The 21,888-nt window shown below is 72.2% G+C and carries 22 protein-coding genes; 12 read left to right on the top strand and 10 right to left on the bottom strand.

Annotated features, from left to right (window positions below; translation table 11 throughout):
- Positions 1-67 precede the first annotated feature (67 nt).
- The 3 genes from Cus16_RS05605 to Cus16_RS05595 all read right to left on the bottom strand — a co-directional run bounded on the left by Cus16_RS05605 (position 68) and on the right by Cus16_RS05595 (position 2,227).
- On the bottom strand, positions 68-619 hold the full coding sequence (locus Cus16_RS05605; protein WP_069711644.1) for a PH domain-containing protein: 552 nt from the start codon (positions 617-619) through the stop codon (positions 68-70).
- A gap of 285 nt (positions 620-904) precedes the next feature.
- Positions 905-1,384 (bottom strand): peroxiredoxin, encoded by a 480-nt coding sequence (locus tag Cus16_RS05600; protein WP_069711643.1) that lies wholly within the window; start codon positions 1,382-1,384, stop codon positions 905-907.
- A gap of 93 nt (positions 1,385-1,477) precedes the next feature.
- Positions 1,478-2,227, bottom strand: coding sequence for a CPBP family intramembrane glutamic endopeptidase (locus Cus16_RS05595; RefSeq protein ID WP_069711642.1), 750 nt, complete (start codon positions 2,225-2,227; stop codon positions 1,478-1,480).
- A gap of 125 nt (positions 2,228-2,352) precedes the next feature.
- On the opposite strand from Cus16_RS05595, the gene typA reads away from it, so the two are divergent.
- The 7 genes from typA (at position 2,353) to Cus16_RS05560 (ending at position 10,487) form a co-directional block, all read left to right on the top strand.
- Positions 2,353-4,275 carry a translational GTPase TypA gene (gene typA / locus Cus16_RS05590; RefSeq protein WP_069711641.1) on the top strand — a complete coding sequence of 641 codons (1,923 nt, stop codon included), beginning with the start codon at positions 2,353-2,355 and terminating at the stop codon, positions 4,273-4,275.
- 178 nt (positions 4,276-4,453) lie between these two features.
- Positions 4,454-5,647, top strand: a complete 1,194-nt coding sequence (locus Cus16_RS05585) for an amidohydrolase (RefSeq protein ID WP_069711640.1) — start codon at positions 4,454-4,456, stop codon at positions 5,645-5,647.
- Positions 5,648-5,717: 70 nt separating this feature from the next.
- Positions 5,718-6,257: a hypothetical protein gene (locus Cus16_RS05580; protein ID WP_069711639.1), complete on the top strand. Its 540-nt coding sequence runs from the start codon at positions 5,718-5,720 to the stop codon at positions 6,255-6,257.
- A 19-nt stretch (positions 6,258-6,276) separates the two neighbouring features.
- Positions 6,277-7,509 (top strand): PIG-L family deacetylase, encoded by a 1,233-nt coding sequence (locus Cus16_RS05575; protein WP_069711638.1) that lies wholly within the window; start codon positions 6,277-6,279, stop codon positions 7,507-7,509.
- A 37-nt stretch (positions 7,510-7,546) separates the two neighbouring features.
- Positions 7,547-7,864: a ferredoxin gene (fdxA, locus tag Cus16_RS05570; protein WP_069711637.1), complete on the top strand. Its 318-nt coding sequence runs from the start codon at positions 7,547-7,549 to the stop codon at positions 7,862-7,864.
- An 11-nt stretch (positions 7,865-7,875) separates the two neighbouring features.
- Positions 7,876-8,997, top strand: coding sequence for a succinyldiaminopimelate transaminase (gene dapC, locus Cus16_RS05565; RefSeq protein ID WP_141718845.1), 1,122 nt, complete (start codon positions 7,876-7,878; stop codon positions 8,995-8,997).
- 191 nt (positions 8,998-9,188) lie between these two features.
- Positions 9,189-10,487 (top strand): citrate synthase, encoded by a 1,299-nt coding sequence (locus Cus16_RS05560; RefSeq protein ID WP_083263736.1) that lies wholly within the window; start codon positions 9,189-9,191, stop codon positions 10,485-10,487.
- A gap of 417 nt (positions 10,488-10,904) precedes the next feature.
- On the opposite strand, the gene Cus16_RS05555 is transcribed toward Cus16_RS05560, so the two are convergent.
- Both Cus16_RS05555 and dapD read right to left on the bottom strand, forming a co-directional pair.
- A complete protein-coding gene (locus tag Cus16_RS05555) occupies positions 10,905-12,329 on the bottom strand; it encodes a M60 family metallopeptidase (RefSeq protein WP_069711635.1) in 1,425 nt (474 codons plus the stop codon).
- A 142-nt stretch (positions 12,330-12,471) separates the two neighbouring features.
- Positions 12,472-13,437, bottom strand: coding sequence for a 2,3,4,5-tetrahydropyridine-2,6-dicarboxylate N-succinyltransferase (gene dapD / locus Cus16_RS05550; RefSeq protein WP_069711634.1), 966 nt, complete (start codon positions 13,435-13,437; stop codon positions 12,472-12,474).
- A gap of 129 nt (positions 13,438-13,566) precedes the next feature.
- On the opposite strand from dapD, the gene dapE reads away from it, so the two are divergent.
- Both dapE and Cus16_RS05540 read left to right on the top strand, forming a co-directional pair.
- A complete protein-coding gene (dapE, locus tag Cus16_RS05545; protein WP_069711633.1) occupies positions 13,567-14,649 on the top strand; it encodes a succinyl-diaminopimelate desuccinylase in 1,083 nt (360 codons plus the stop codon).
- Entirely contained in the window at positions 14,646-15,884 is a 1,239-nt protein-coding gene (locus tag Cus16_RS05540) for a hypothetical protein (protein ID WP_069711789.1), read from the top strand. Before dapE ends, Cus16_RS05540 begins: the two co-directional genes overlap by 4 nt.
- On the opposite strand, the gene Cus16_RS05535 is transcribed toward Cus16_RS05540, so the two are convergent.
- A complete protein-coding gene (locus Cus16_RS05535; RefSeq protein ID WP_189319538.1) occupies positions 15,863-17,023 on the bottom strand; it encodes an AI-2E family transporter in 1,161 nt (386 codons plus the stop codon). The two genes, Cus16_RS05540 and Cus16_RS05535, sit on opposite strands and share 22 nt — an antisense overlap.
- Positions 17,024-17,150: 127 nt before the next feature.
- On the opposite strand from Cus16_RS05535, the gene Cus16_RS05530 reads away from it, so the two are divergent.
- Together Cus16_RS05530 and Cus16_RS05525 are read left to right on the top strand one after the other, a co-directional pair.
- Positions 17,151-17,321 (top strand): DUF3117 domain-containing protein, encoded by a 171-nt coding sequence (locus Cus16_RS05530; protein WP_017887054.1) that lies wholly within the window; start codon positions 17,151-17,153, stop codon positions 17,319-17,321.
- 104 nt (positions 17,322-17,425) lie between these two features.
- Entirely contained in the window at positions 17,426-18,148 is a 723-nt protein-coding gene (locus Cus16_RS05525) for an AAA family ATPase (protein WP_083263762.1), read from the top strand.
- Positions 18,149-18,172: 24 nt separating this feature from the next.
- Here Cus16_RS05525 and Cus16_RS05520 read toward each other — a convergent pair whose 3' ends face one another.
- On the bottom strand, positions 18,173-18,805 hold the full coding sequence (locus Cus16_RS05520; protein ID WP_069711630.1) for an O-methyltransferase: 633 nt from the start codon (positions 18,803-18,805) through the stop codon (positions 18,173-18,175).
- Between the two features lie 64 nt (positions 18,806-18,869).
- On the opposite strand from Cus16_RS05520, the gene Cus16_RS05515 reads away from it, so the two are divergent.
- Positions 18,870-19,250: a twin-arginine translocase TatA/TatE family subunit gene (locus tag Cus16_RS05515; protein WP_069711629.1), complete on the top strand. Its 381-nt coding sequence runs from the start codon at positions 18,870-18,872 to the stop codon at positions 19,248-19,250.
- Positions 19,251-19,333: 83 nt separating this feature from the next.
- On the opposite strand, the gene Cus16_RS05510 is transcribed toward Cus16_RS05515, so the two are convergent.
- From Cus16_RS05510 to Cus16_RS05500, 3 genes are read right to left on the bottom strand one after another with little or no spacing between them, the layout of a single operon-like run.
- The gene (locus Cus16_RS05510) at positions 19,334-20,185 is read right to left on the bottom strand and encodes a class I SAM-dependent methyltransferase (protein WP_069711628.1); all 852 of its coding nucleotides are present in this window, start codon (positions 20,183-20,185) and stop codon (positions 19,334-19,336) included.
- A gap of 56 nt (positions 20,186-20,241) precedes the next feature.
- A complete protein-coding gene (locus Cus16_RS05505; protein ID WP_069711627.1) occupies positions 20,242-21,387 on the bottom strand; it encodes a P-loop NTPase in 1,146 nt (381 codons plus the stop codon).
- On the bottom strand, positions 21,380-21,877 hold the full coding sequence (locus Cus16_RS05500; protein WP_069711788.1) for a DUF1003 domain-containing protein: 498 nt from the start codon (positions 21,875-21,877) through the stop codon (positions 21,380-21,382). Before Cus16_RS05500 ends, Cus16_RS05505 begins: the two co-directional genes overlap by 8 nt.
- Between the last annotated feature and the right edge of the window lie 11 nt (positions 21,878-21,888).

The raw sequence follows: 21,888 nt of genomic DNA, 5'->3' as shown, positions 1-21,888 counted from the left end.
ACGGGACCCCCGTCGCCTCCGGGCGGCGGGGGTCCCGTGCGTCCGGGGCAGGAGGCGTGCGGTCGGGTCAGAGCTGCGCGGCGGCCATCGACGCGGCGACGCCGAGGACGACCATCCCGGTCACCGACCAGCCGTGCGCCCGGTGCGCGATCCGCGCCGGGACCACCGTCGCGGGCGGTGGGCCGATCTGCTCGACCGGCGCGGGGACGAAGGTGCGCATCCTGCGGGCCGCGGCGTCGACGTCGAGGGGGGTGGTGCCTCCCGGCCGGCCGCTGGTCTCGCCGAGCCGCGCGGTGGGACGGGTGGCGAGCCAGGTGCGGCGGACACCCTCGCTGGTGACGACCTCGATGCCGTACTTCGTGCGGATCTCGGTGACGCGGCGCCAGTCGTAGGTGCTCGTGCGTCGGACGTCCACGATGCGGAGGTGGTCCGGGGTGCACTCGAAGCGGGGGCGCCAGAAGACGGCCCAGGCGACCAGGGCGATGAAGCAGCTCGGCACGGGGACCAACCAGGGGGAGCCGCCGCCGACGAGGGCGAGGGGCACGAGCACGACGGCGATGCCCCAGAGGACGACGGCGAGCCGGCGCATGCCGGGGGCGACGATCACGGTGGGGGTCACCCGACGATGGTAGGGGAGGGCTCCTGCGGGCGACCCGCTGCGCTCGGAGTGGAGAGCGCCGACCCTTCGCACGGTGCCGTGACGGCCGGGGGCGGGACTGACGAGAGCGCCTCCCCGGGGACGTCCGGGGAGCGGGCGTGACACACCGGCGCGTACCTCCGGACGACCCGATTCCCCGGGGAGGCGAGTCCGTGTGGACCGCTCGTCCCTCTGATGGTCCCCGTGCCCCGTTCGTGTGTCAACACCCACCGTGGAACCTTCAGGGGATCGACTGCCGTCGACCCGCTACGCGACCAGCTGCTCGATCTGCGCCCGGATCGTCGCCGCCTTCGGGAAGCGCAGCCCCACGAGGCCGACGTGCCGCCACCGCACGACGCCGTCCGGCCCGATGACGAACACCGAGCGGCGGAGTCCGATGCCGGGCGCGACGAGTCCGTACGCGCGGACGACGTCCCCGGCGGGGTCGCTCAGCAGGGGGAAGGTGAGCGAGGAACCGTGGGCGAAGGCCGCGTGCGAGTCGAGGGCCTGCGGGCTGATGCCCCACACCACCGCGCCGAGGTCGCCGAAGTCGTCGAGCTCCTCCTGGTAGCTGCAGAGCTGGGCGGTGCAGACGGGGGTGGCGTCGCCCGGGTAGAAGGCGAGCACCACCGTCCGGCCGATCTCGGCGGACAGCGCGTACTCGCCGTCGGTGCGGGCGCCGCCCCGCACCGTGGTGCCGGGCAGGGTGAAGCCCGGCGCTGGCTCACCGACCTCGGGGATCTGCATGCGCCCACGCTAGGGCGTCCGGCAGGGAACCACGCCCCGGCCCGCTGGACACGCGCTGGGCGGATGCACCGAGGTCCTCGCGCGGTCAGCGGGTCAGCGGAACAGCTGGGGGAGGGCCGCGGCCACGAACGGGTAGCCGACGAACACCACGGCGTCGAGCAGGCAGTGCGTGATGACGAGGGGCAGGAGCCGCCCCCACTTGGTGTAGATCCACCCGAAGACGACGCCCATGACGGCGTTGCCGACGAAGGCGCCGAACCCCTGGTACAGGTGGTAGCTCCCGCGCAGGACCGCGGTCGACAGGATGACCTGCCACCGCCCCCAGCCGATGCCGCCGAGGCGCTCGTACAGGTACCCGATGACGATGACCTCCTCCTGCAGCCCGGACCGGATCGCCGAGAGCAGCAGGACGGGGATGGTCCACCAGTAGGTGTTCAGCGCCGCGGGGTCGACGTCGACCGTGAAGCCGAGTGCCCGCCCGGTGAAGTAGAGCGCGAGTCCCGGGACCCCGATGCCGAGCGCGATGAGCGCGGCGCCGCCGAGGTCGGGCCGGACCCGGAACCGGTCGATGCCGAGCCGTCGGAGGTGCGGGCGGGTCGTGCTCCAGAGCAGGTAGCAGACCAGCGCGACCGGGGCGAGGTCGACCGCGATGCCGACGAGCTGCCGGGCGAGGTCGACGTACTGCACGGTCGTGGTCGACGTGTTGAGCGCCGTGGACTGCTCGCCGAGCGGGGTGGTCTGGGACAGGTCGTCGATGATCTGCAGGACCGAGTACAGCGCGCTGCCGCCGAGCGAGAGCATGAGGACGATCGTGATCTCGATCCACGTTCGCCGACGGCTCATGCGTTGTACTCCTCATGGTTGCGAACTACCGGTAGACTGGCGTGTCGGGCGTTCTGCCCGCGGGTGCCATGTGTCCACGACGACCGGCCGCCCGATCTTCTCCTGAACACCGAAGGATGTCCTGTATGGCGCTCGCCACCCGGTCCGACCTGCGCAACGTCGCCATCGTGGCACACGTCGACCACGGCAAGACCACCCTCGTCGACGCGATGCTCACGCAGACCAACTCGTTCGACGCCCACTTCGAGGGCGAAGACCGCATGATGGACTCGAACGACCTCGAGCGCGAGAAGGGCATCACCATCCTCGCGAAGAACACCTCGGTGCTCTACAACGGGAAGCACGCCGAGGAGTTCAACCCGGGCGGTCGCATCACGATCAACGTGATCGACACCCCCGGCCACGCCGACTTCGGTGGTGAGGTCGAGCGCGGCCTCTCCATGGTCGACGGTGTCGTGCTGCTCGTCGACGCGTCCGAGGGCCCGCTGCCCCAGACCCGCTTCGTGCTCCGCAAGGCGCTCGCCGCGAAGCTCCCGGTGATCCTGCTCGTCAACAAGACGGACCGCCCGGACTCCCGCATCGACGAGGTCGTCTCCGAGTCGCAGGACCTGCTCCTCGGCCTGGCCTCCGACCTGTCGGACGAGGTCGAGGACCTCGACCTCGACGCGATCCTCGACGTCCCCGTGGTCTACGCCTCGGGCCGCGCCGGTGCCGCGTCGCGCAACAAGCCCGAGGACGGCACGCTGCCGGACAACGACGACCTCGAGCCGCTCTTCGAGGCGATCCTGCAGCACGTCCCGGCGCCGAAGTACGACGACGAGCACCCGCTGCAGGCGCACGTCACCAACCTCGACGCGTCGCCGTTCCTCGGCCGCCTCGCGCTGCTCCGCATCTTCCACGGCACGATGAAGAAGGGGCAGACGGTCGCGTGGGTCAAGCACGACGGCACCGTCGCGAACGCCCGCATCACCGAGCTGCTCATCACGAAGGCGCTCGACCGCTACCCGGCGGAGTCCGCGGGCCCCGGTGACATCGTCGCCGTCGCCGGCTTCGACACGATCACCATCGGTGAGACGCTGTCCGACCCCGAGGACGTCCGTCCGCTGCCGACCATCACGGTCGACGCACCGGCGATCTCGATGACGATCGGCACGAACACCTCGCCGCTCGTCGGCAAGGTCAAGGGCCACAAGCTCACCGCCCGCATGGTCAAGGAGCGCCTCGACCGCGAGCTCATCGGCAACGTCTCGCTCAAGGTCGAGGACATCGGGCGTCCGGACGCCTGGGAGGTCCAGGGCCGTGGTGAGCTCGCGCTCGCCATTCTGGTCGAGCAGATGCGTCGCGAGGGCTTCGAGCTCACCGTCGGCAAGCCGCAGGTCGTCACCCGCCGTGACGAGAACGGCAAGCTGCAGGAGCCGTACGAGCACATGACGATCGACACGCCGGAGGAGCACCTCGGCGCGATCACGCAGCTCATGGCCGCGCGCAAGGGTCGCATGGAGAACATGACGAACCACGGCACCGGCTGGATCCGCATGGAGTTCGTCGTGCCGTCGCGTGGCCTGATCGGCTTCCGCACGTCGTTCCTCACGGAGACCCGTGGCACCGGCATCGCGAACGCGATCTTCCACGGCTACGACGAGTGGGCCGGCCCGATCCAGACCCGCATCAACGGCTCGATCGTCTCGGACCGCTCCGGTGTGGTGACGCCCTTCGCGATCACGAACCTGCAGGAGCGCATGTCGTTCTTCGTGAACCCGACCGAAGAGGTCTACGAGGGCATGGTCATCGGCGAGAACTCGCGCGCTGACGACATGGACGTCAACATCACGAAGGAGAAGAAGCTCACGAACATGCGTTCGGCGAACGCCGACTCCTTCGAGTCGATGACGCCGTCGCGCCAGCTCTCCCTCGAGGAGTGCCTGGAGTTCGCGCGTGAGGACGAGTGCGTCGAGGTCACCCCCGACGCCGTCCGCATCCGCAAGGTCGAGCTCGACGCGCAGGCCCGCCAGCGCTCGTACGCCCGCCTGAAGCGCCAGGACGCCTAGGCACGGTCTGGGCCCACGCCGCCGGTTCCTGAGCGACGCGCCAGCGGCGCTCAGGCCGTGCCGGTGGGGAGAGGCACGCCCTCCGTCCGACGGCCCGGTCACCTCACGAGGTGGCCGGGCCGTCGGCGTCGGTGCAGCCCGACGTCGGAGCGGTCCGGTCCGGGGTTACGGTGGACGGGTGACCCTCGATCTCCTCTCGCTGTACCAGGACCTGCACGCCCACCCGGAGCTCGGCTTCCAGGAGCACCGCACCGCCGGCGTCATCGCCGACCGGCTCGCCGAGCTCGGTGGGATCGAGGTGACCACGGGTGTCGGCGGCACGGGCGTCGTGGGCGTCCTGTCGAACGGCGACGGCCCGGTCGTGTGGCTCCGCGCCGACATCGACGGCCTACCCGTGCAGGAGCGCACCGGTCTGCCGTACGCGAGCACGCACACCGGCCGCGACGACGACGGAGCCGAGGTCCCGACGATGCACGCCTGCGGGCACGACATCCACGTCACGTGGCTGCTCGGCACCCTCGAGCGCCTCGTCGACGACCGCGGTGCGTGGCACGGCACGATCGTGGCGGTCTTCCAGCCCGCGGAAGAGGTGATCTCCGGCGCCCGCGCGATGATCGAGGACGGCCTGGTCGAGCGCTTCCCCCAGCCGGACGTCGTCCTCGGGCAGCACTCGGCCCCGGCCCCGGTCGGCGTCGTCGCGGTCGGCTCCGGCCCCGTGATGGCGTCGAGCGACCGCCTGACGGTCACGTTCAACGGCCGCGGTGCGCACGGCTCGGCGCCCCAGGCGTCGCTCGACCCGATCGTCACCGCCGCCAGCGCCGTCGTGCGCCTGCAGACCGTGGTCTCGCGCGAGGTCTCGCCGTCCGACGCCGGGGTCGTCACGGTCGGCTCGTTCCACGCCGGGACGCGCCCGAACATCATCCCGGACCAGGCCGTCATCGAGATCTCGACGCGAGCCCGGAACGAGGAGACCCGCGAGCGCATCATCGCCTCGATCGAGCGCATCGTGCGCGCCGAGAGCGACGCCGGCGGGCTGCCCGCCCCGACCATCGAGCGGGCACCGGGTGCCGAGGTCACGGTGAACGACGCGGACGCTGCGCGTCGGGTGCTCGACGCGCTCCGCGGGGTCGTGCCGGACGCCCGCGACCTGGAGATCGGGCTCGCGATGGCGTCGGAGGACGTCGGGCAGCTCGCGACGGCCGCCGGCGTGCCGCTCGTCTACTGGTTCACGGGGATCACCGACCCCGAGCTGTTCCGCCGCGGCGACGACGTCCCGAGCAACCACTCGCCGTTCTACGCCCCGCAGGCCGAGACCGCGATCCCCGTCGGCGTCGACGCCCTGACCGCCGCCGCCCGGGCCTGGCTGTCCTGAGGCGCGGCGGGCGGGAGATCCACAGCCAACGCACGCCGAGCCCGGCGGATGTGGCCCTAGGGTGCTGCCCATGCGCACGCCCCGGACCCTGATCGCCGCCGTCACGGCGGGCATCGCCCTCGCCGGCCTGACCGGCTGCTCCGCCGACGCCGTCCGCCAGGCCACCGACCTCGGTTCCTCGGTCGCGTCGAACGTGAGCGAGACGGTGCAGGGCATCGACGGCAAGGCCGTCCAGGACGGCATGGCCTCGGTCGCCGGCGGCATCGACGGCGCGCTCGACGCGGCGCTGTCGGGCTCGGGCGTGACGAGCGACGGGAAGGTCCCGGCCGGCTTCCCGACCGCGGACGTCCCGCTCGTCGACGGCACCGTCCTCGGCGGAGGGGCCGGCCCGGACGGCACCGGGTGGGTCGTCCAGGTCCGGGTGGCCTCGGTGGACGAGTTCGGCGCCGCGGACGAGCAGCTGGCCGCGGCGGGCTACACCGAGTCGGCGAAGCGTGCCGACGCGACGAGCGCGTTCGGGCTGTTCCGGAGCGACGCGTACCGCGTGGTCCTGACCGTGTCCGACTCCGAGGCCGGCGCCACCGCGACGTACATCGTCACGCCCCGGTAGCGAAGTACCCTGGGACGCGATGTCCAAGGCTCCCGCAACGCGTCCCGAGCGCGTCCTGTTCGTGCACGCCCACCCCGACGACGAGACCCTGTCGTCCGGCGGGACCATCGCCACCCTGCTGGAGCTCGGTGCCGAGGTCACGGTCCTGACCGCGACCCGGGGTGAACGCGGGGAGATGCTCACCGCAGCCCTCGCGCCGCTCTTCGGCGACGGTCCCCGAGTGGCCGCGCACCGCGAGACCGAGATCGCCGCCGCGCTGGCCGCCCTCGGGGGTCCGGCGCACCTGTGGCTCGGCGGCAGGGGAGCGCGCCCCACCGACCTGCCCGAGCGGCGGTACACCGACTCCGGCATGCAGTGGGGGCCGGACGGGCGTGCCACGGCCGCCGCCGACGCGCCGGTCGACTCGCTCACCGCGGCCGACCTCGGCGAGGTCGTCGACGACGTCCGCGCGGCGATCCGCTCCACGGGGGCCGACGCGGTGGTCAGCTACGCCGACGACGGCGGCTACGGCCACCCGGACCACGTGCGCGTGCACCACGCCGCGCGGTACGCCGCCCGCGCCGAGGAGGTCGCCTTCTCGATGATCGTCCCCGCGGACTCCGCCGAGGTCGACCTCACCGTCGACGTCGTCCCCGTCCGGGCGAAGGTGCGTGCCGCCGTCGAGCAGTACCGGTCGCAGGTCACGGTGGATCGCGTGGACCCGGCCGAACCGCAGCGCCTGACCTGGGTGATGCCGCACGGGGTCCGGCAGGCGGCCCCCGCGGTGGAGGCGTTCCGGCACGACGCCGACCCGGTCCCGCCGGCACCCGAGACCTTCGCCGACCTCGGCCGTCAGGGCAAGGTCACAGCGGTCGTCGCCGCGGCGGTCGCCGGGCTGGTCGTCGGAGCACTCGGGACCGTCACGCACCAGCAGCGGCTCGGGGGCTTCCCGGTCGGCATGGTCCTGACCACGCTCGTCGTGCTCGGGCTCGTCGTGGGACTGCGGCTCCTGTACCGCTCGCGGACGATGGTCGCGGCGGCCGGCATCGCGATCATCGTCGCCACGCAGGTCCTGGTGAGCGTCGGCGGTCAGTCGTCACCGCTCGTGCTCGCGAACCTCGCCGGGTACGTCTGGACCTTCGCACCCGCGGCGATCGCGGCGTTCGCGCTCGCGTGGCCCGACCTGTCCGGACTCCGTGCCCGCGCCGCAGCGGCGTCGGCTCCGTCGTCCTCGGACGCCGCGCCGTCCGGGGCTCCCGGGCGCCGCGGGTAGACTCGACCACGCTCAGTCCGAAGGGAGCACCCGCACCGTGACCTACGTGATCGCCCAGCCCTGTGTCGACGTCAAGGACCGCGCCTGCATCGACGAATGCCCGGTCGACTGCATCTACGAGGGTGACCGGTCGCTGTACATCCACCCCGACGAGTGCGTCGACTGCGGTGCGTGCGAGCCGGTCTGCCCGGTCGAGGCGATCTACTACGAGGACGACCTCCCCGACGAGTGGGCCGACTACTACAAGGCCAACGTGGAGTTCTTCCAGGAGGTCGGGTCGCCCGGTGGCGCGGCGAAGGTCGGTGTGATCCACAAGGACCACCCGGTCGTCATGGCCGAGCCCCCGCGCGGCTGACGCCGGACCGGATCGTGGCGCTCGACCTCCCCGACTTCCCCTGGGACCAGCTCGTCCCCTTCAAGCAGCGCGCCGCGGCGTACGAGGGCGGCATCGTCGACCTCAGCGTCGGCTCGCCCGTCGACCCGACCCCCGAGGTCGTCCGGACGGCGCTGGCGCAGGCGACCGACGCGCACGCCTACCCGCAGGTCGCCGGCACACCGGCCCTGCGCGAGGCGATCGTCGCGTGGTACGCCCGCCGACAGGGCGTGACGCTGACGCCGGACCAGGTGCTGCCGACGATCGGCTCGAAGGAGTTCATCGCCGGGCTGGCGCTGTGGCTCGGCATCGGACCCGGCGACACCGTGGTGTTCCCCGAGGCCGCGTACCCGACCTACGAGCTCGGCGCCGCCCTGGTGCGTGCCGAGGCGCTGGCGTCGGACGACCCCGCCACCTGGCCGGACACGACGAAGCTCGTGTGGCTCAACTCGCCGGGCAACCCCGACGGCCGGGTGCTCACGGTCGAGCAACTCCGTGCCGCGGTGGAACGTGCCCGTGCGCTCGGCGCCGTGATCGTGGGCGACGAGTGCTACGCCGAGCTCGGGTGGGAGCCGCCGTACGACGCCGCACCGACGCCGTCGATCCTCGACCCCCGGGTCGTGGGCGACAGCACCGACGGCGTCCTCAGCGTCTACTCGCTGTCGAAGCAGTCGAACCTCGCGGGCTACCGCGCCGCGTTCGTGGCGGGTGACGCCGCGGTCCTGGCCGACGTGCTCGCGGTGCGCAAGCACACCGGCATGATGCCGCCGCTGCCCGTGCAGGACGCGATGATCGTCGCGCTCGCCGACGACACCCACGTGCAGCAGCAGAAGGCCCGCTACCGGGCCCGGCGGAACATGCTCCGACGGGCACTCGAGGGCGCCGGCTTCCGGATCGACCACAGCACGGCCGGGCTCTACCTCTGGGCGACCCGGGGTGAGCCGGCACTCGACACCGTCGGCTGGCTGGCCGACCGCGGCATCCTCGTCGCGCCGGGCACCTTCTACGGTCCCGCGGGTGCGGAGCACGTGCGGGTGGCGCTCACGGCGACCGACGACCGGATCGCGGCGGCCGCGCAGCGTCTGGCGAGCGCCCGCCGACTGGCGGCGTCCTGACGGAGGCGCACCGCGCCTCCCGACCGACACCGCAACGCACGACTCGCGTGCTCCGCACAATCCGTGGAGTCCACCAAACCTTCGCCTCCGGGTGGTGCACGACCGACAGTCCTCGCAGTTAGGCTGTCCCCGTGACTGACACTGCCAACGATGCTCAGAAGACGGCCACACCGCCCACCACGCCCGTTCCCGTGAGCCCTGCCGCCGCCGAGTCGACGGAGACCGCGACGCTGACGTTCCCGGGTGGCACGGCGGAGTTCCCGATCCTGCCGAGCGTCGACGGCGCGTCCGCCATCGACATCTCGTCGCTCAAGAAGCAGACCGGGCTGAACACGCTCGACTACGGCTTCGTGAACACCGGTGCGACGAAGAGCGCCATCACGTACATCGACGGCGACCAGGGCATCCTGCGCTACCGCGGGTACCCGATCGACCAGGTCGCGTCCGGCTGCACCTACCTCGAGGTCGCCTGGCTCCTCATCTACGGCGAGCTCCCCACGGACGAGGAGCTCGCGGGCTTCGACGCCCGCATCCGCCGGCACACCCTGCTGCACGAGGACCTCCGGCGCCTGTTCGACGCCCTGCCGCACTCGGCGCACCCGATGTCCGTCCTGTCGAGCGCCGTGAGCGCCCTGTCGACCTACTACGAGGACGACATGGACGTCGACGACCCGGAGAAGGTCGAACTGCAGACCGTCCGGCTCCTCGCGAAGCTCCCGGTCATCGCGGCGTACGCGCACAAGAAGGCGATCGGTCAGGCGTTCCTGTACCCGGACAACAAGCTGTCGTTCGTCGACAACTTCCTCCGGCTGAACTTCGGCACCATGGCCGAGCCGTACGAGCCGAACCCGGTGCTGTCCAAGGCGCTCGAGCGGCTCCTGATCCTGCACGAGGACCACGAGCAGAACGCCTCGACCTCGACCGTGCGCCTGGTCGGATCGACGAAGGCGAACATGTTCGCGTCGATCTCCGCCGGCATCAACGCGCTGTACGGGCCGCTGCACGGCGGTGCGAACGAGGCCGTCCTCGAGATGCTCCAGCAGATCAAGGACTCGGGCGAGCCGGTGTCGCGCTTCGTCGAGCGGGTGAAGAACAAGGAGCGTGGGGTGAAGCTCATGGGCTTCGGGCACCGCGTGTACAAGAACTACGACCCGCGGGCGAAGCTCGTGAAGGAGTCCGCGCACGAGGTGCTGCAGTCGCTGGGCGTGCAGGACGACCTGCTCGACATCGCGATGGAGCTCGAGCAGATCGCGCTCGAGGACGAGTACTTCGTCAGCCGGAAGCTCTACCCGAACGTCGACTTCTACACGGGCATCATCTACCGGGCGATGGGCTTCCCGCCGCGGATGTTCACGGTGCTCTTCGCGATCGGGCGGCTGCCGGGGTGGATCGCCCAGTGGCGCGAGCTCAACAACGACCCGCTGAACAAGATCGGCCGCCCGCAGCAGCTGTACGTCGGGCACCCGGAACGGGACCTGCCGGCCCGCTGAGGCAGACGGCGCCGTGCCGTCGCCGGTACTGAGAAGGCCCGCTCGCGTTCCGCGAGCGGGCCTTTTCTGTCACCTTCGGGACGCGGCGGCGACGGACCCTGCCCACTCGACGACGCGCACACGGCGTGTCCTGCCCGCCCGGTGACGCGCTTGCGACGCGCGCGGCGGCGGACGGGAGGCACGGTGCGGGCCGGCACCGCGCCTCCCGTCCGCAGCCCCGCCCGTTCCTTCCCATCACGCGTGCCATCGCAGGCGGAATCGGGCGTACCTGGTCGTCTCGGCGGACCAGGTACGCCCGGTTCCGCCGGGTACGGCCGGTCCTCCCGAGCGCGCAGAGCGCGCCGGCGTCGGACCAGGGACGCGACGGACGGGAGGCGCGTGGCTGGGCCGTCACGCGCCTCCCGTCCGGCACCGGGATCAGTGCAGGGCGTCGAAGTCGTCCCAGATGGGCGTCGTCGGCTCGGGGTACGTGGCCATCTCGGCGCGCACGTCGTCATCGACCGCGATGCCCCACTCCGCGAAGAAGCGGGTGAGGTCCTGCTCCGTCACCTGGGCGGCGGCGCGGATGAACGCGCGGCTGTACGACCGGTCGCCGTCCTCGTTCGCGCGGGCGGTCGTCCGGGCGACGAAGCCGTTCCCGTACGCACGCCGCAGCTGGTCGAACATCAGGCTGCGCGTCGTCGCGTTCAGGTCGTTCGACCAGAAGTCACGCTGCTCGATCGGCTTCGCACGGAAGGCGCGGACCTTGTCCGTCCAGCCGTCGAGCCAGTTCCGCCCGTTGACGCGCTCCTCGATGACGAGGCTCGCGAGGTCGGCCGAGGTGTGGTCGTCCGCCTGCCCGAAGCCGTTCTTCCAGCGCGTCGAGCGCTGCTGGAAGACCTGCCCGATCGCGTGCCGCAAGTGGCCCTCGCCCGCCTGGCTGCGGTCGCCGCTCAGGAGGCCGTGGGGGTCGGCGTGGTCGGTCGGGAAGGACACGAAGCCGTTGTGGGCGTCGGCGTACTCGGAGCTGCCGGCGACGTCGTAGGTCGGCGTCGCGATGTGCACGCGGTGCTCGCCGCGCGCGCCCCAGAAGTCCGCGTTGGTCCGCACGACGTCGTCCCACGCGGCGAGGCGCGCGTCGAGGTCGTCGCCGTGGATGAGCTCCTCGTTCTGGTCGTCCTTCGGCTCGCCCGCGTGCCGGAGCACGTCCGCCTGGACCCGCTCGCCGATGAGCAGGAAGAACGGGCTCTGCGTCCACTCGCGCAGGTGGCGGTCGAACTTCGCCCGGTCGGTCTGCCCCTCCACGAACGTCGGCACCGGGTAGCCACCGGCGATGTGCACGGTGCCCTTGCGGGTGTCGCTCGTCTCGAACACCGAGACGAGTCCGTCGTGGGGTGCCGTGATCGCGGTGGTCTCGCCGCCGCGTGCCGCGAAGTGCACGACACCGACGTCCTCGCACTTGTTGATGCCGATGTGGTGCCCGTACTGGCCGATCCCGACGAAGACCGAGCCCATGCCCTCCGGCACCGTCACGGCGATCTGCTGGCCCTTGCGGATCCACCGGCCGGCCTGGCGGAGGTCGCTGCGGGCGTAGCGCGTGCCGTCCTCCCACTGGGCGTCCTCCGCGAAGCCGAGCGGCGCGACCGCGAGGTCCGAGGAGCTCGTCCGTACGATCGGAGCGGGGATGCCGACGGCGTCGACGTCGGACGCCGGTGCGGCGGCCGCAGCTGGGGTGGTCGGTGCGGGATCGGTGGCGGCGTTCGCGGTGGCGGGGACGAGCACCGTACCGAACACGGTGGAGGCGAGCACGAGGCCGCTCAGGACGACGCGGGCGCCGCGGGCACGGGAGGGGGACGAGGTCATCAGGACTCCTCGGTCGGGACAGGGACGCCGCGAGCGTACGGAGCCGTCGCCGCCGAGCCGTGTCCGCTTCCGGAGACGTCGTTCCCGCGTGCTGGTCCGGCGAGCGGGCGCGGCGGTGTCCCGCGGGGTCGTGTCCCGGTGACTAGGCGTGCAGGTCGTTGTTGAGCTGGATGCCCTGGCCCTGCCGCTGCGACGCCTCGACCGCCCCGGTGAGCGAGTTCCGCCGGAACAGCACGTTCGGCACCCCGGACAGCTCGGCCGCCTTGACGGTGCGCGGCGTGCCGTCGGGGGAGGGGGCCGTGCCGACGAGCACGACCTTCGTGCCCGCGGTGACGTAGAGCCCGGCCTCGACCACGGAGTCGTCGCCGAGCGAGATCCCGAGCCCGGCGTTCGCCCCGAGCAGCGCCCGTTCGCCGAGGGACACCCGGTGCGTCCCGCCACCGGAGAGCGTGCCCATGATCGACGCGCCGCCGCCGATGTCCGTGCCGACGCCGACGACCACGCCCTGGGACACCCGGCCCTCGATCATCGCGTCGCCGAGGGTCCCGGCGTTGAAGTTGACGAAGCCCTCGTGCATCACCGTGGTGCCGGGAGCGAGGTGCGCTCCGAGCCGGACGCGGTTCGCGTCGCCGATGCGGACACGGTCCGGCACGACGTAGTCGAGCAGCCGCGGGAACTTGTCCACCGCGTGCACCGCGATGCCGGCGCGCTGGAGCGACGGGCGCAGCCGCATCAGGGCCTCGGCGTGGACCGGTCCGGCGTTCGTCCACGCGACGATGGGCAGGTGCGCGAAGACACCGTCGAGCGAGACCTCGTTCGGCCGCACGCGCAGGTGGCTCAGCAGGTGCAGCCGCAGGTAGGCGTCCGGCGTGCTGGTCGGTGCCGCGTCGATCGCGATCTCGGTGGTGACCGCCTCGATCCGGACCTCGCGCCGGGGGTCGTCGCCGACGTGGGCGCGGAGCTCCTCGGGGAAGGCCGCGTCGGCGGGACGCTCGCCGAGGTGCGTCTCGGGGTACCAGGTGTCGAGGGTGGTGCCGTCGGCGGCGATCGTCGCGAGGCCGTGGCCCCAGGCGTGGGACGGTCGGGCGGTGGGGGTCGTCTCGGTCACGGGACCAGGCTAGCGAGCGGCCCGGGCGGCGGACCGTCCGGGCGGACGGCCCGGGGACGTGAACGGTCGTCGTCCACAGGTGTGCGGTCCCTCACGGAGCGCGCGAGGCCCGGCCGGTAGGCTGCCCGCATGCCGGAGCTGCTCGACCTCACCGCCTCGTCCATCGACATCACCCGTGCCATCTGCGACATCGAGTCGGTGTCCGGGAACGAAGGGCGTCTGGCCGACGCGATCGAGGCGTCGCTCGCGTCGCTGCCCCACCTCGACGTGGTCCGCGACGGCGACGCGATCGTCGCGCGGACGCAGCTCGGGCGGGAACGACGCGTCGTCATCGCCGGGCACATCGACACGGTGCCCCTGAACCACAATCTGCCGACGGAGTTCCGCACCGCCGAGGACGGCACCGAGATCCTCTGGGGCCGCGGCACGGTCGACATGAAGGCCGGCTGCGCGGTGCAGCTCAAGCTCGCGCACGACCTGACCGAGCCGAACGTCGACGTCACGTGGGTCTTCTACGACCACGAGGAGGTCAGCGACGCCCTGAACGGTCTCGGCCGCCTGGCCCGGACCCGTCCGGAGCTCCTCGCCGGCGACTTCGCGATCCTCGGCGAACCCTCCGGCGCGCAGATCGAGGGCGGCTGCAACGGCAACCTCCGCGCCGAGGTCCGCACCTCCGGCAAGCGCTCCCACAGCGCCCGCAGCTGGATCGGCGACAACGCCATCCACAAGACCGCCCCGATCCTCGCCACCCTCGCCGCGTACGAACCGCGGACGGTCACGGTGGACGGACTCGAGTACCGCGAGGGCCTGAACGCCGTCGGCATCACCGGTGGGATCGCCGGCAACGTCATCCCGGACGAAGCGATGGTGCACGTCAACTACCGCTTCGCCCCGTCGCGCAGCGCCGACGAGGCCGTCGCCCACATCCGCGAGCTCTTCGACGGGTACGACGTGCAGATCGTCGACCTCGCCGCCGGTGCCCGTCCCGGCCTCGACGCCCCGCTCGCGCAGCAGTTCGTCGCCGCCGTCGGGGGTCCCGCACCCCGCCCGAAGTACGGCTGGACCGACGTCGCGCGGTTCTCAGCGCTCGGGGTCCCCGCGGTCAACTACGGCCCCGGCGAACCGGTCTTCGCCCACCACGACGACGAGCAGGTCCCCGTCGACCAGATCACCGCGGTCGAGGACGGCCTGCGTCGGTGGCTGACGGCGTGACCACCGGCCCCGCGCCGGTCGTCGCGGGGCGGAGCAGCACCACGCGGTGGCGGGCCCGCTACCGGCTCGTCCCGTGGTGGGTCCGGGTCAGCGTGGTCTACCTGGTGGCGCGGCTCGTGACGGGCGCGATGCTCGTGGCGTTCGCGAGCGTGCAGACCGCCAACTCCTTCACCGTCCAGCACCCGTCGTACCTGTCGTTCGCGTCCATCTGGGACGGTGCCTGGTACCGGGTGATCGCCTCGTCCGGCTACCCCTCGACGCTGCCGGTCGACACCGCCGGGCACATCACCGAGAACGCCTGGGCGTTCATGCCGGCGTACCCGTTCCTGGTGCGCGGGCTCATGGTGCTCACGGGGGCCTCGTTCGAAGCGGTGGCGGTCGCGGTCTCGTTCGCGGCCGGGTGGGGCGCGGCCCTGGTCTTCCGGCGCCTGATGGGCCGCTTCCTCGACGACGGTCGGGCGACGTTCGCGACCGTGCTGTTCTGCGTCGCGCCGGTGTCCGCCGTGTTCCAGGTCGCGTACGCCGAGGCGATGGGGCTCTTCCTGCTGCTCGTCGCCCTGCTCTTGATGGTCGACCGACGCTGGTGGACGATGCTGCCCGTCGTGCTCCTGCTCGGGATGACCCGGCCGACCGGGCTCGCGTTCGCGCTCCTGGTGGTGCTCGTCCTCGGCGCGTGGGCGGTCCGTCCGGCATGGGTCCGGGAGACCGGACGGCTCACGGTTCGTCGCGCCGTCCCGCCCCTCGTGGTCGGGGTCGTCTCGGGGCTGGTCGGCCTGGCGTGGCCCGCGATCGCCTGGGCCGTCACCGGGGTGCCGAAGGCCTACACGGACACCGAGCTCGCCTGGCGGTCGTCGTACATCGGCTGGCAGGAGCTCGTGCCCTTCACCCCGTGGATCCAGGGCTTCGGCTGGTGGTTCCGGCAGCCGGCGGGCGGGGTCCTGCTCGCGGTGGCCGTCGTCGGGTTCGCCGTGTTCGTCCTCCACCCCGCCGCCCGCCGCATCGGCCTGGAGCTCCGGTTGTGGGGCATCGCCTACGTCGTCTACCTGCTCGCGGTGTTCTTCCCGCAGTCGAGCACGTGGCGGATCCTGCTGCCGATCGCCCCGCTGCTCGGCATCGTCGCGTTGCCGCGCTCCCGCGTGTACCGCGTCCTCCTCGTCGTCGTCTGCCTCGGCCTGCAGTGGGTGTGGCTGTACACCTGCTGGTGGGTCGACGGCTACGACTGGACCCCGCCGTGATCGGCCTCGCGGTCGTCTGACCGACGCGCGGCGGGGGTCGCGTCGTCCTGTTCCCCGGGGCGCCACTCGGCGGCGGCGTGCACCATCGCGTTCACCGTGGCGATGAACGGCACCGCGAAGAACGCCCCGACCACCCCGGCGATCGTCGTGCCCGCGGTGACGCCGAGCACGACGCCGAGCGGGTGCACCCGGACGGCCGACCCGGTGAGGAACGGGTGCAGGACGTGGCTCTCGAGCTGCTGCACGGCGACGACCACGGCGAGCATGATCAGCGCCGGCACCAGGCCGTTGAAGACGAGGGCGATGACCACGGCGACGATCCCCGCCACGATCGCGCCGACCACCGGCACGAACGCGCCGAAGAACACGATCACACCGATCGGCACGGCGAGCGGCAGCCCGAGGGCGAGGGCGCCGATGACGATGCCGAGCGCGTCCGTCACCGCGACGATGAGCTGCACGCGGATGAAGCTCGTCAGGGTCTTCCACCCGGCCTGCCCGGCCGCGTCGATGCGACCGCGGGAGCGGCGCGGGAAGATCCGGACGACCCAGGACCAGATCCGGCGCCCGTCGACCAGCACGAAGATCGTCGTGAAGACCACGATGAACAGGCCCTCGAGGGCGTGGACCAGCCCGCTGCCGGCCTCGGCCGCTCCCGAGAGGATCGACGAGACGTGGGCCTGCAGGAACGTCGTCGCCTCGGAGAGGTACTTCGTCACCTGGGCGGACGTGATGCCGAACGGCTCCGTGGCGAGCAGCGTCTGGAACGTCTGCACGTTGCTCCGGAGGCGGTGCTCGAGCGTCGGCAGGTCGTAGCGGATCTGGGCGGTGACGACCAGGGCGAGGACACCGATGACGACGAGGACGGCGACGAAGCACGAGAGCACCGCGAGCCACTTGGGCCACCCGTGCCGCTGCAGGAACGCCGACATCGGTGCGAGCAGCGCGCAGACGAGCAGGCCGACGAGGAACGGCACGACGATCTCCTGCAGCAGGACGACCAGGGCGACGACGACGGCGAGGGCGGCGACCACGACGAGGAACCGCCACGAGAACGCGCCGGCGATGCGCATGCCCGTCGGGACGGCGTCAGCGGTGGCCCGGTCCGGCGTCCGGGACGTGGAGGAAGTGTTCGGCACACGCCAAGGTGACCACTCCGACCCGCGAGAACGCAGCGATCCGCGGCCCCCAACCTGGGCGGTTTCGCAGTTGCCCCGCTGATACGGGATAATGGGCAGGCATGTACTGCACGAAAGGGGACATCTGGTGGCAGCAATGAAGCCGAGGACCGGCGACGGGCCGATGGAGGCTGTCAAGGAGGGTCGACTCATCATCGTGCGGGTTCCGCTCGAAGGTGGAGGCCGCCTGGTGGTCTCGGTCAACGACGCCGAGGCCAAGGAACTCCACGACGCACTCGCCGAGGTCGTCTCGGCCTAGTCCGTCGAAGCACCACGACAGGAGGCCCGGAGCACCCACGCTCCGGGCCTCCTGTCGTTCACGGCCCCCTGCGTCTGTCGGTGCCGTCGGACAGGATGGGTCGCGTGCCCCGCACCCGCCTGCCGATCCGCCGCATCGAGGAGTACGCGCCCGACCCGCTGTCGCGTCACTCCTGGCCCGGCACGCTCGCGCCGGTGCGGCAGGTCCTCGACGAGGGGCTCGACCTCGACCCGGTGACGGTCTTCGTCGGCGACAACGGGGTCGGCAAGTCCACCCTGGTCGAGGCGGTCGCCCTCGCGTACGGCATGTCGCCCGAGGGCGGCTCCACGATGTCCGGCCACTCGACCCGGCCGACCGAGTCGCAGCTGTGGGAGCACCTCCTGCTCGTGCGTGAGCCCGGTGCCCCGAAGAGCGGGTTCTTCCTGCGCGCCGAGACCATGCACGGCTTCTTCACGTACCTCGAGGGGCACGGCGGCCGGCCCGACGAACCGCGCTTCCACGAGCGCAGCCACGGCGAGTCGTTCCTCGACTTCGTGATCGACCGGTCGCGGTGGCCCGGTCTGTGGATCCTCGACGAGCCCGAGTCGGCGCTGTCGTTCTCCGGGTGCCTCGCCCTCATCGGCCTGCTGCAGTCCGTCGTCGACACCGGGATCGGCCAGGTCCTGCTCTCGACGCACTCCCCGGTCCTCGCCGCGTTCCCCGGTGCCGCGGTGCACGAGGTGGGGGAGTGGGGGCTGCGCCGCACCGCGTGGGGCGACCTCGACCTGGTCCGCGACCAGCGGGCCTTCCTGGCCGCGCCGGAACGGTACCTGCGCCACCTGGGGTGACCCGTGCCTCCAGACCGGGTTCCGCTACGCGGAGACCTTCGTCATCTGCAGCAGCCCGTCGCCCGCGGGCGAGAGGGCGCTGCGCACCGCGCCCGAGGTCGACACCTCGGTCAGCAGCAGGCGGAAGTCCGTCGTCGCGCGGTCCCGCCGCACCGGGTCGGCGACGCGGCCGCGCCAGAGCGCGTGCGGGACGAGCACCGTCCCGCCGACCCGTGCGAGCCGGAGGCCGTGCTCGACGTACTCGATGACGTGCTCCGGGTCGGCGTCGACGAGGACGACGTCGTAGGAGGCCTCGTTCATCCGGGGGAGCACGTGGTTCGCACGACCGGGGATCAGCCGCACCCGTGCAGGCGCGGTGCCGGCCGCGAGGTAGGCGTCACGCGCGTACTGCTGGTGGTCGACCTCGACGTCGATCGTCGTCAGGGTCGCGTCCGGGGCGCCGCGCAGCAGGTACAGCCCGGAGACGCCGAGCCCGGTGCCGATCTCGATCATGCTGGTCGCGCGGGACGCCGCGGCGACCACGGCCACCTGGGCGCCGATCGCGGGGGAGATCGCCTCGACCCCGAGTTCCAGGGAGTGCTCTCGCGCTCGGGCGATCACCTCGGGCTCCGAGACGATGTCCTCGGCGAACTTCCAGTTCGACTCTTTCTCTGACACGCACACTCCGTTCGGAGGACAACTCTACGGGTGCGGCGCAGTGTCACGGGTTACGCTCGTTGCCGTGTCCATCGACTTCAACAAGATCCTGATCATCGGGATCATCGCGGTGCTGCTGCTCGGGCCGCAGCGCCTGCCGATGTACGCGCAGAAGCTCGCCGAGTTCGTGAAGGCCGTACGCCGGTTCGCGGACACCGCGAAGGACCGGATGCGCGAGGAGATGGGCCCCGAGTTCGACGACGTCGACTGGCAGAAGCTCGACCCGCGGCAGTACGACCCGCGGCGCATCATCCGCGACGCCCTGCTCGACTCGGGCGACAGCACCGCGGCGGGCATGGCGGCCGTGCAGACCGCGCAGGTCACCGCGTCGAAGGTGCGCGCCACGGCACCGACGGTGCCGCTCGCCGAGGGCGAGGCCGCACCGTACGACACCGAGGCGACCTGACGAACGTCACGTGACCGCCGACGGACGGGAGGCACGGCGCCGGCTGGCACCGTGCCTCCCGTCCGTCGTCCGGTCGCGTCGGGTCAGTCCTTCGTCGCGACGATCGTGAACGTCGTGGGCACGCGGTCGCGGTCCCCGGCGGGCCACACCCACGAGCCGTGACCGTCCGCCTCCATGCGCGGGCTGAAGCGCCAGGGGAGCGTCCGGCCCTCGTCGAGCCGGCGGAGCCGCAGCCCGGCACCGAGCAAGGCGTTCACGACCTCGGAGAGCGGGTGCGGCCACTCGTACGTCCGGGTGTTCGCGACGGTGCCCTCCCCGACGTACGTGCCCGCGTCCTCCCACTGCTGCGCCGTGCCGTCCGGGAAGTACCGGTACCTGCTGACGAGCTCGGCCGCGTCCTCGTCGAGGGCGTACAGCGCGGGGTGCCCGTCGCGGATGAAGAACACGCCGCCCGGACGCAGGAGCGCGGCGACCTGTGCGGCCCACCGGTCGAGGTCGGGCAGCCAGCAGATCGTGCCGATGCTCGTGTAGACGACGTCGAAGTCGCCGGTGACGGCGGCACGGGCGTCGAGCACGTCGGTCTCGACCCACGAGACGTCGAGGCCGAGGCGTGACGCGAGGGCGGCCGCCGAGGCGAGGGCCGGCGCCGAGAAGTCGACCCCGGTCAGCCGTGCGCCCTCGCGCGCGAGCGAGACGGTGTCGGTGCCGATGTGGCACTGCAGGTGGCAGACGTCGAGACCGTCGAGCGAGCCGTCCGGCAGCCACGGGGCGAGCGCTGGCAGGTCGTCGCGCACGACGTCGGACCGGTACGCGGGGTCGTCGAGCGCGGCGACGTCGTAGGCGCCCTCGTGGATGGGCACGCGGTCGTCCCAGTTCGCGCGGTTCGTGTCCCGCGCGGAGTCCCAGTCGACGGTGACGTGGTCGGTGCTGTCCATGCCGACACGGTACCGAGGCGGCCGTCGGGGACGCGAGCGCCGCCCGGGAGCGCAGCTCAGGACAGCGTCAGCCCGAGCTTCCGGCCGGCGAGCCCGCGGCCCATCGTCGTGATTCGCTCGGCGACCCCGCGCAGGGCCACGGCCGCCGGGTCCTCGGGGGCGCCGAGCACGACCGGCAGGCCGGTGTCCCCGCCCTTCCGGAGCGGCACCGAGAGCGGCACGCGACCGAGCACCGGCACGGGCACGTCCTGCCCGCGGGACAGCCGCGCCGCGGTCTCGTCCCCGCCGCCCTCGCCGAACAGGTGCAGCACGGTGCCGTCGGGCTGCACGAGCCCGGCCATGTTCTCGACGACGCCGATGACCCGCTGCCCGGTCTGCCGCGCGACCACCCCGCTGCGCTCGGCGACGTCGGCCGCCGCGGCCTGCGGCGTCGTGACGACGAGCACCTCGGCGTGGGGGAGCAGCTGGCCGACCGAGATCGCCACGTCACCGGTCCCGGGCGGCAGGTCGAGCAGGAGCACGTCGAGGTCGCCGAACCACACGTCGGTGAGGAACTGCGCGACCGTCCGGTGCAGCATCGGCCCGCGCCAGGACACCGCGGTCGAGACGTCGTCGACGAACATGCCGATCGAGACGACCTTCACCTCGTGCGCGACCGGCGGCAGGATCATGCTGTCCACGCGGGTCGGCCGGGGTGCGACGCCGTGCGCGTCCGTCAGCCCCATGAGCCCGGGGACGCTGAAGCCGTGCACGTCGACGTCGACCACGCCGACCCGCTGTCCGGCGGCGGCGAGCGCGACCGCCAGGTTGACGGTGACGGTCGACTTGCCGACGCCGCCCTTGCCGCTGGTCACGGCGATGACCCGGGTAAGAGTGTCCGGGGTGAACTGCACACCGCGCGGCCGGTCGCCGCGCAGCCGCTCCGTGAGCGCGGCCCGCGTCGCCGGGCTCATCACGGAGACGTCGACGTCGACGTGGTGCACGCCGTCCACGGAACCGGCGGCCGAGCGCACGTCCCGTTCGATGGTGTCGGCGGCCGGGCACCCGACGATCGTGAGCTGCAGGTCCACGCGCACCGAGCCTCCCGGCTGCACGTCGACGCCGCGGATCATGTCGAGCTCCGTGACGGGGCGACGGATCTCCGGGTCGAGCACGCGGCCGAGCGCAGCGAGGACGGCTTCGCCGAGACGCTCCTCAGCCACGCGTGGTCGTGCCCGGCTCGTCGGCGAAGCCGGCGTCCTCGGTGTCGCGGCGGTCGAGCTCCTCGAGCAGGGACCGGAGCTCGGCACGGATGAAGTCCTTCGACGCCATGTCCCGCATCGCCAGGCGGAGGGCGACGACCTCGCGGGCGAGGTACTCGGTGTCGGCCAGGTTCCGCTCGGCACGCTGGCGGTCCTGCTCGAACTGCACGCGGTCGCGGTCGTCCTGCCGGTTCTGCGCGAGCAGGATCAGCGGTGCCGCGTACGAGGCCTGCAGCGACAGCACGAGCGTCAGCGCCGTGAAGCCGATCGCCGCGGAGTCGAACTGCCACGGCTTCGGGGCCAGGGTGTTGTAGCCCATCCAGACGGCGCAGAAGAGGGTCAGGCCGACGAGGAACCAGGGCGTGCCCATCGCGCGAGCGATGCCCTCGGTCGCCCGACCGAAGGTGTCACCACGGCCGCGACGGCGGGTCGGGAGCACGCGCGTGCGCATGCCCTTGGGCG

Source organism: Curtobacterium sp. ER1/6, from assembly GCF_001742745.1.
GTDB classification, from domain to species: Bacteria; Actinomycetota; Actinomycetes; order Actinomycetales; family Microbacteriaceae; genus Curtobacterium; species Curtobacterium citri.
The sequence above is the reverse complement of the archived record's forward strand: the minus strand, read 5'-3'. Positions and strand labels throughout refer to the sequence as shown.